Here is a 6622-nt window from a genome sequence, read left to right on the forward strand (position 1 = left end):
CTTGGTGTTTATTCCAAACTACTAAGTATGCATTTGCTTATATGCGATATGTGTATAAGCATGAATGTAAAATCACCGGTAGGGCGGCGCAGCAGCTTCGCAACAGCTTATTTCTAAGGCAAAACCAGCAATGAACCTCCATCAACTGCGCTTCGTGCGCGAAGCGGTCCGGCAGAACTATAACCTGACGGACGCGGCCAAGGCCTTGTTCACTTCGCAACCGGGCGTATCGAAAGCCATTATCGAGCTGGAAGAAGAGCTGGGCGTCGACATCTTCACGCGCCACGGCAAGCGCATCCGTGGCCTGACGGAGCCGGGCCGCCTGGTGCTGCAATCGGTCGAGCTGGTGATGCAGGAGATCGACAGCATGAAGCGCATCGGCAAGGAATATGCGGCGCAGGACAGCGGCAGTTTCACGATTGCCACCACGCACACGCAGGCGCGCTACACCTTGCCCAAGGTAGTGCAGGCCTTTATGCTGAAGTTCCCGAAGGTAAGGTTATCCTTGTTGCAGGGAAACCCGCGCCAGATCGCCGAGATGGTGCAGCGCGACCAGGCCGACCTGGCCATTGCCACCGAATCGATCGCCGCCATCGACGGCCTGATCACCTTGCCCTGCTATCAATGGGAGCATGTGGTGGTGGTGCCGGTCGATCATCCGCTGCTCAAATCGAAGTCGGTCACGCTGGAAGAAATCGCTGCGTTTCCGCTGATTACCTATGACAGCGCGTTTGCCGGCCGTAACAAGATCGACCACGCTTTCACGCTGCGCGGCCTGAAGCCCGACGTCCTGCTCGAAGCCATTGACGCCGACGTCATCAAGACTTATGTCGAGTTGGGCATGGGGATTGGTATCATAGCGGGCATGGCCTTCGACGCCGAGCGCGACCGGGGCTTGCGCGCCATTCCGGTCGGCCACCTGTTCGGCATGAATGTGTCGCGCGTGGCCGTCAAGCAGGGCGCCTATCTGCGCAGCTATATTTACACCTTTATCGAGTTGCTGACCCCGACCCTGAACCGTAAATTGATCGAACAGGCAATGAGCGGCGATAAAGAGCACTACGAACTATAAACAATGCATGGCCCGGCCGGGCGAGGTGCCCGGCCCAGACACTATAAGAGAAGAAACACATGATTACCGATCAGCTTGCCAAATATTACGCCACCATCGCGCAGCAGTACGAGCGCGTCTATGACAAGCCCGAACGCCAGGAAGACCTGGAAGTGTTGCGCGACAAGGTCGCCGATGTGCTGGAAGGTCACACCGTGCTGGAACTGGCTTGCGGCACCGGCTACTGGACCGAGGTGATTGCCGAAACCGCCGAGTCGGTGCTGGCGACCGACCTCAACGATGAAATGCTGGCGCTGGCACAGGCCCGTGGCCTGCCCGACAACGTGACTTTCGCCAAGCTCGACGCGTTCAATCTGCCGGACGACCTGGCGGGCAAATTCACCGCCGTGTTCGCCGGTTTCTGGTGGTCGCACGTCAAGCGCGAAGACCAGGACAAATACCTGAAGCAGTTGCGCAGCAAGCTGGGCAAGGACATCTTGCTGGTGCTGATCGACAATTCCTATGTCGACGGCAGCAGCACCGTGATCGCTCGTACGGACCTGGAAGGCAACACGCACCAGTTCCGCACGACGGAGTCCGGCGAGCGCTACGAAGTGCTGAAAAATTTCCCGTCCGACAGTCACCTGCGCAAGAAGTTCGCCCATTCGGCACGCGAAATCCGCATGAAGCGCCTGGAATATTACTGGCTGCTGAGCTGCCGCCTGAAGTAAGCGGCATATGCCGTGATACCGCCTGCGGGCGGTTTTTTTTCGTCTTGAGAAAAAAGGTGCTAAAAAACAACAGATTGCCGATGTCATATTGTTGAAGCATTTGCTTGGCATGATTCGGTTCAGCAGTTGAGCAGCAACAACTTGTCCAACCTAATATAGAGAACTCAAGTGAAAAAAATTACTCTGGCAGCATTGATCATCGCCTCTTTCGCCGCCGCTACGGCGCAGGCGCAATCGAACGTCGTCGTCTACGGCGTGGTCGACCTCGGCCTGGCCAAGACCAGCGGTTCGTCCATCGTGGAACGTGAGAACCAGGCTTCGCGCCTCGGCTTCAAGGGCACGGAAGATCTGGGCAATGGCCTGAAAGCCATTTTCAATCTGGAGAGTGAATTCAAGGCCGACACCGGCGCGCAAGCCACGGCCAACACCCTGTTCGATCGCCAGGCATGGGTCGGCCTGACCGGCGACTTCGGTACCGTGTACCTGGGCCGCACCAAGGACCTGCTGGACGGCACCCTGGCCCGCGTCGATCCGTTCAACACCTACGGCGTAATCGGCAAGATCAATGAGCCAGTGATGCGCGGCGGTCAGTCGCCTAACGGTGCTGCTGCCGGCGGCTCGGTGGTTGGTGTTTCGCGCGTCAGCAATTCCGTGACCTACAACAGCCCGACCTTCAGCGGTTTCGTGCTCAGCGGCCAGGTCGTCGCCAGCGAAATCAATGATGCCGATGCGGGTTACAGCGTGGTTGCCACGTATGACATGGGCCCAGCCAGCGCACACGCCGGCTACCAGAAAAAAGTGCAGTCGGTTGCCAATGCCGCTGCCGAGCCTACCTTGTGGCTGGTTGGCGGTGGTTATAAATTCGGTCCTGCCAAAATCACGTTTGACTACTCGAAAGCCGACACCGACGTTGCTGTCAACGGCGAATTCAAGAGCTTCCTGATCGGCCTGGCGTATGACATCGGCGGCGGCGCAATCAAGGCCAGCTATGTGAAACAGAAGCAGGACAGCACCCTGGTCAGCGGCAAGGAAACCGCCAAGGCCTTCGGCCTGGGCTACGACTACCCGCTGTCGAAGCGTACCGCCGTGTACGGCTACGCTGGTCGCGATCAGTTCAGCGACAAGTCGCTCGTCCAGGTGGGCATGACCCACAAGTTCTAAGCAACGCCGGTATGGTGGTGTGAAGCAAGGCGCTCCGTGGAGCGCCTTTTTTCATGGTGGGGGCGTGGATGCAGGCATGGGCAGCATGATGTCGATGCGTGTGCCGCCCAGTTCGCTGTCGGCGCCGATCTGTATGCTGCCGTTCAAACCCCATACCCGTTCGCGCATGCCCAGCAATCCCAGCGACGCCGCTTTTTTCAGATCGCGATCGGTAATGCCCTTGCCATCATCCTGTATCGTGATCGACAGCATGGAGTCGATGCGGTGCAGGGCGATCGTGATATGACTGGCTTCGGCATGACGGGCAATATTGGTAAGTGCTTCCTGCACGATGCGGTAAATGGCCGTGCTGCGCTCGTCATCCAGCACCAGGTCGCCCTCGTCGGCCATCAGCTCGAAATGCACGGCCTGGCGCAGCAAAAAGTCGTGGCGCAAGGTTTGCAGGGCAAAATACAACCCTCCTTCATCGAGGGCACGCGGGCGCAGATTGCTGGCGATGCGGCGCAGTGAAGAAATCGCCGTCACCAGCAAGCTGTCCATCTTGTGCAGCAGTCCCAGCAAAGGCGCCGTCATGTCTGCATGCTGGCGCGCCAAGGTCAGGTTGACGCGCAAGGTGGCCAGCAACTGCCCCAGGTCATCGTGCAATTCGCGGGCAATATGCCTGCGCTCTTCCTCGCGGATGGTTTGCAGCGCACTTGACAGTTCTCGCAGCTGCGCGAACGAGCGCGCCAGTTGTTCGTGGACTTGCTTTCGCGCATTGATGTCGCGCACCAGGACGGTATCGATGGCGTGCCTTGCCTTGAAAAGTCGCCACAGATAATAAGTGGCGGCCACCGCCATGCCTGGCGGCAGCAGGCGCAACAATCCTGTTTTTGCACGGCCGGGCATAGGCACTCCTTGCGGATGGATCAGCGAAAGGCAGGCAGGAGAAGAAACGGCGGAACTTGATGCAGCGTAGGCTGATTCACACACAACGGTTTGATCTGGCACACAGCCGCGCAGGCCGAGCCTGCGCGGCTTGATTCTTACATCTGCTTGAACAGGTGCAAGAAGCTGCGGCTCACTTCAAGCTTGTCGGTCTTGCCTTTGATCAGCACCAGGTGGCGGCCGCGGATATCGCGCGTCACGCCTTCGATGGCGTTGACATTGACCAGGGTGGCGCGGTGGATCTGCCAGAACAGCGATGGGTCGAGCTCTTCTGCCAGGTCGCGCACGGGCTTGCGTATCAGTGCTTCATATTTGGCCGTCTGTACGCAGGTATATTTCTCGTCCGAGCGGAAGAACAGGATTTCCTCGACCGGGATCATGCGCAAGTCCTGGCCGATACTGGCCTGTATCCATTGCAGGTAGGTCGGCTTGGCGGTGATCTTCTCGGCCAGCTGCGACAGCATGGCCGTCACGCTGCTGTTGACGTCCAGTGCGGGCTTGTTCAGGTGCATCTTCAGGCGATCAACCGTGATCAGGAGGCGCTCGTGCTCGGGCGGCTTCAACACATAATCGACGGCGCCACGCTCGAACGCTTCGACAGCGTGGCTGTCATAGGCGGTGACGAACACGATGCGGCTCTTGTTGCCGATCACCTGCGCCGCCTCCATGCCGGTCTTGCCCGGCATGCGGATATCGAGGAAAGTAAAGTCCGGTTTCAGCTGGTCGACCAGTTCGATCGCCTCATCGCCATTCTTGGCTTCACCGATGATTTCCAGTTCGGGCCAGGCCTGGCCCAGTCGCAAGCGCAACTGGTCGCGCATCAGTCTTTCGTCGTCGGCAATAATAGCAGTAGGCATGGTCATCAAGTGTGAACTGGCGAAGATTGATTATTCAATGAATTAGCGTTTTTATCAACTGCAGAGTGGCTTATTTCGACAGTTGATATGGCACTTCGATGACTGCGCACACGCCGCTCGGCTGGTTAGGCGTAATCGTCAGGCTGGCCTGCTCGCCATGCAGCAATTTCAACCGTTCGCGGATGGTCGGCAAGCCCAGTCCCGTACCATCGCTGGGTACGGCGCCAAAGCCCAGGCCGTCATCGGTGACGATCACGCGCAGCCTGCTGTGCGCCACTTCCGCCACGATGCGCAGGGTACCGCCTTCCGGTTTCACTTCCAGGCCATGCTTGATGGCGTTTTCCACCATCGACTGCAGCATCATAGGCGGGAAGGCGGCGCTGCGCAGTCCATCGGGAATCTGGAAGTCGACCGTCAGCCGTTCTTCCATGCGCATTTTCAGCAGGTTCAGATAAGCTTGTACCATGTCTGCCTCGCGGCCCAGGTTGGTAATCAGGGCGTTGTCGCGCATTTGCGGCAGCACGGCGCGCAGGTACTGGATCAGGCTGCGCTGCATCTTGGCGGCGCGCGGCGGATCGACCTGGATCAGGTGTTCGACCGAAGCGAGCGTATTGAACAGGAAGTGCGGCTCCACTTGCGCCTGCATCATCTGCATCTTTGCTTCACTGAGCTGGCGCTGCATCGAGGCGCGCTCGGCCGCCTCATTGGCGGTTACCGTTTCAGCTTCCGCCCGCTTCTTGCCGCCAACCAGGGCTTTCATCGCAAACAGGGCCAGTACCAGCAAGGAGACGAAACTCTTGAACCAGGTCGAGGCTTGCTGGTGGTAGCGCGAAACCTTTTGCTCGGCAGCATCGTCGACCGCCTCCTCAATGGCATTGGACAACTCCTCGCCGATTTGCGGCGGCAGCTCGATATGCACTTCTTCGCCCGAAGCATTGGTGGTGACCGGATAGCTGGGCTTGACTGGCGGCACTGGTGGCACTGGCGCCACCGGTTGTGCAGGCTCTTCAGGCACTGTTTCCGTCGGGCTGGCGTCGGCAGGCGTCGCATCGGAGGAGGTGGCATCGGCACTGGCGCTGTCCGTATTGCGGCGGCTCTTGCTGTTGCGCGGATTGAAATGGATGCCCGTATCGTCGATCAGGATATTTGTCTCGCCCGTATTCTTGCTGGCCCGCTTGTGCGACTTGATCACCACTTCTTCGTCGGGGCTGGATGAAAACAGTTCATCTTGCAAAATGGAGCCAGCGATCAGGGCCAGGGCGGCAAACAGGAAGAACTTCCACCAGGATAATTGTGTGACCCAGGTCGTGGTGGCGTCGAATGCCTTTTGCAGCCAGGCAAGCAGGGTTTTCAGCAATTGGGGCAGGCTGGAAATCGGAAACATGGGACGCTTTCTTGGCAAGGAATGAATCGACGCGGTGGGCCAGTGTAACTGATGCGTCACCACGTCAAAAACTGATGTTGCCACTGTGCCTGAAGGAGGGCAGCCGCACCAGCCGCTTGCGACAGGCTGCACAAAAGGGCGCTTGAAGTGAACAGGATGCCAGGTGGGCGGTAGGCAGGTATTGTTGGCTCAGGAAAATAGATGTTGCAGACATCGGGCAGCTTTGCTATAGTTCGCCTCCTCGCAAAACGACGCACACAAAACAGCGTGTTGCACAGTGAAGCGAGAGTAGAAAAGAAGGTTGACGAAATAGCCGAAACGCTTCATACTCTTCCTTCTTCGCAGCTGACAAACACAACGCTTTGTCGATAGCGCGAAAGTAGCACCGAATACGGTTCTTTAACAATTAACAGTCGATAAGTGTGGGCATTTGATGAAGTGCAGCAGTGATTTTCGGATCGCTGTAAAACTTAAAATATCAAATGTTCACAAGAAATAATGAAATAGGCGC

Annotated in this window: 6 protein-coding genes; 3 read left to right on the top strand and 3 right to left on the bottom strand. The window is 57.9% G+C overall.

What is annotated here, in order from left to right:
* Positions 1-130: 130 nt before the first annotated feature.
* The 3 genes from ACQ4WM_RS24350 (at position 131) to ACQ4WM_RS24360 (ending at position 2943) form a co-directional block, all read left to right on the top strand.
* A complete protein-coding gene (locus tag ACQ4WM_RS24350) occupies positions 131-1072 on the top strand; it encodes a CysB family HTH-type transcriptional regulator (protein WP_436549232.1) in 942 nt (313 codons plus the stop codon).
* A 59-nt stretch (positions 1073-1131) separates the two neighbouring features.
* Positions 1132-1782, top strand: a complete 651-nt coding sequence (locus ACQ4WM_RS24355; RefSeq protein ID WP_436549233.1) for a class I SAM-dependent methyltransferase — start codon at positions 1132-1134, stop codon at positions 1780-1782.
* A gap of 168 nt (positions 1783-1950) precedes the next feature.
* On the top strand, positions 1951-2943 hold the full coding sequence (locus tag ACQ4WM_RS24360) for a porin (protein ID WP_436549234.1): 993 nt from the start codon (positions 1951-1953) through the stop codon (positions 2941-2943).
* 51 nt (positions 2944-2994) lie between these two features.
* Here the strand turns inward: ACQ4WM_RS24360 and ACQ4WM_RS24365 are convergent, their stop codons facing one another.
* From ACQ4WM_RS24365 to ACQ4WM_RS24375, 3 genes are all read right to left on the bottom strand, one after another.
* A complete protein-coding gene (locus ACQ4WM_RS24365; protein ID WP_436549235.1) occupies positions 2995-3831 on the bottom strand; it encodes a sensor histidine kinase in 837 nt (278 codons plus the stop codon).
* Between the two features lie 137 nt (positions 3832-3968).
* Positions 3969-4727: a LytR/AlgR family response regulator transcription factor gene (locus tag ACQ4WM_RS24370; protein ID WP_436549236.1), complete on the bottom strand. Its 759-nt coding sequence runs from the start codon at positions 4725-4727 to the stop codon at positions 3969-3971.
* A 70-nt stretch (positions 4728-4797) separates the two neighbouring features.
* A complete protein-coding gene (locus ACQ4WM_RS24375; RefSeq protein ID WP_436549237.1) occupies positions 4798-6111 on the bottom strand; it encodes a sensor histidine kinase in 1314 nt (437 codons plus the stop codon).
* Positions 6112-6622: the final 511 nt, after the last annotated feature.

It is taken from the genome of Janthinobacterium longum, from assembly GCF_051380735.1.
Lineage (GTDB): Bacteria > Pseudomonadota > Gammaproteobacteria > Burkholderiales > Burkholderiaceae_D > Janthinobacterium.

Excerpts from the sequence above, each read along its gene's own strand:
- ACQ4WM_RS24350 (WP_436549232.1), top strand. The coding sequence starts at position 131 with ATGAACCTCCATCAACTGCGCTTCGTGCGCGAAGCGGTCCGGCAGAAC.
- ACQ4WM_RS24355 (WP_436549233.1), top strand. The coding sequence starts at position 1,132 with ATGATTACCGATCAGCTTGCCAAATATTACGCCACCATCGCGCAGCAG.
- ACQ4WM_RS24365 (WP_436549235.1), bottom strand. The coding sequence starts at position 3,831 with ATGCCCGGCCGTGCAAAAACAGGATTGTTGCGCCTGCTGCCGCCAGGC.
- ACQ4WM_RS24370 (WP_436549236.1), bottom strand. The coding sequence starts at position 4,727 with ATGCCTACTGCTATTATTGCCGACGACGAAAGACTGATGCGCGACCAG.
- ACQ4WM_RS24375 (WP_436549237.1), bottom strand. The coding sequence starts at position 6,111 with ATGTTTCCGATTTCCAGCCTGCCCCAATTGCTGAAAACCCTGCTTGCC.